This is a genomic window from Kitasatospora sp. MBT63 (genome assembly GCF_000710465.2).
Taxonomy (GTDB): domain Bacteria; phylum Actinomycetota; class Actinomycetes; order Streptomycetales; family Streptomycetaceae; genus Kitasatospora.
The window spans coordinates 1-1,902 of the sequence record NZ_JAIZ01000269.1 but is presented as its reverse complement, the minus strand read 5'-3'; the positions used below and the strand labels follow the sequence as shown (position 1 = coordinate 1,902).

Below are 1,902 nucleotides of genomic sequence, written 5' to 3'. Positions count from 1 at the left end.
GATGCTGTTGGTGATCTTCACTGGTGAGAGTGAGGTTGTCCTCGATCGGCGGCCACTGGCCGGCCCTTCCTGTTTTCGTGGTCTGGGAGTTCGGGCTGGTCAAAGGGGTTGGTTGCGGTGGCGATGGGTTCCTGGTCCGGGCGGGAGATCCCGCCGCTGACCGCACGGATGGCGCGGGCGAGCAATCCGCGGGGCACGGTGGCGATGGGCGTGCGGGATCATCTGGCTGGGCTGTTCACGGACAGCGACTTCGAGGAGTGGTATTCCGCTGACGGGCGTCGGGGCCTGTCGCCGGCACGGCTGGCGTTGGTGTCGGTGCTGCAGTATGCGGAGAACCTCACCGACCGGCAGACGGCCGAGGCAGTCCGGTGCCGTCTGGACTGGAAATTACTGCCTGGGGCTGGAGTTGGACGATCCGGGTTTCGACTTCTCGGTGCTGAGCGAGTTCCGTGACCGGATGGCCGAGGGCGACCGCGCGGACCGACTGCTGGCGGTGATGGTCGAGCGTCTGGCGGAGGCAGGATTGGTCAAGCGGCGCGGGCGCCAGCGCACCGACTCCACACACGTCCTGGCGGCGGTGCGCTGCCTGGACCGGACCGAGTTGGTCGGTGAGACCTTGCGGGCGGCCCTGGAGGAATTGGCCGCCGCTGACGAGGAATGGGTGTTCGCCCTGGTCACCGACGAGTGGGCCAGGCGTTACGGCAGGCCGGTGCGCTACGACCGGTTGCCGAAGGAGGCGAAGGAACGCGAGGAGTATGCGCTCACGGTCGGCGAGGACGGTATGCGTCTGTTCCAGGCTCTTGTCGCCGCCGATGCCCCGGCCCGGCTGAGGTGGTTGCCGCAGGTGGAGGTGTTGCGGCAGGTCTGGCTCCAGCAGTACTGGTACGACGAGACCGGCACTTTGCGTTGGCGCGGGCCCAAGCAGACCCGCGACCGGCTCAGCCGGCGGACGACGGGCCGGCGGGCTGCTTCCGGCGCGGCCGCCGGCCGTGGGAGCCCGGATCCCGCTTCGGCCACCACACCCTGGTCGTCGGTGGAGATCGTCACCCCGCACGACCCGCAGGCCCGCTTCAGCCACAAGCCCGGCAAGGCCGAGTGGGTCGGCTACAAGGACCACCAGACCGAGACCTGCGACGAGGGCCTGCCGAACGTGATCGTCCACGTCGCCACCACACCGGCGCCCGAGCAGGACATCGACGCCCTGGAGCGGATCCACGCCGACCTCGCAGCACGTTCCCTCGCTCCGGCCGAGCACCTGGTCGACGGCGGATACATCACCCCGGCCACCATCCACCGGGCCTGGACCGAGCACGGGATCGACCTGGTCGGCCCGGTCAGACTCGGCCCCAGGACACGGGCACTGCCGGGCTTCAACAAGGAGGACTTCCGGCCCAACTGGCATGAAAAGACGCTGACTTGTCCGAACGGGGCAACCAGCCCGCCCTGGAAGCCGACACTCGCCGACGGGCACGAACGGCTGTCGGTGCTCTTTCCCCGCGCCGTCTGCAGACCTTGCGAAGACCGCCTCAAATGTACCGGGAACACCGGTGGACGAGGCCGACACATCCTCCTGCTGCCCCAGCCCCTGCAGGAGATCCAAAACCGTGTCCGGAAAGAGCAGAACACCCGGGCCTGGCAGGACCGGTATGCCATGAGAGCCGGCTGCGAGGCCACCGTCTCCGAAACCGTGCACGCCCACGGCCTGCGCAACTGCCGATACCGCGGCACAGCGAAGACCCACGTCCAGCACGTCCTCACCGCAGCCGGAACCAACATCATCCGCCTCCACCAGCATCAGCCGGATGGCAACAGAACCAACCCAGCAACCCACTTCACGCGCCTGTGCAGGCAACTGCGTGACGGGACTCGAACCCGCGACACTTGAAGATCACCAACAGCATC

At 67.9% G+C, this 1,902-nt stretch carries 2 protein-coding genes; both read left to right on the top strand.

Annotated features, from left to right (window positions below):
- Positions 1–123: 123 nt before the first annotated feature.
- A complete protein-coding gene (locus AA75_RS50910) occupies positions 124–453 on the top strand; it encodes a transposase (protein WP_233289044.1) in 330 nt (109 codons plus the stop codon).
- A gap of 4 nt (positions 454–457) precedes the next feature.
- A complete protein-coding gene (locus AA75_RS16805) occupies positions 458–1,885 on the top strand; it encodes a transposase (RefSeq protein WP_158515513.1) in 1,428 nt (475 codons plus the stop codon).
- The last annotated feature ends 17 nt before the right edge of the window (positions 1,886–1,902 follow it).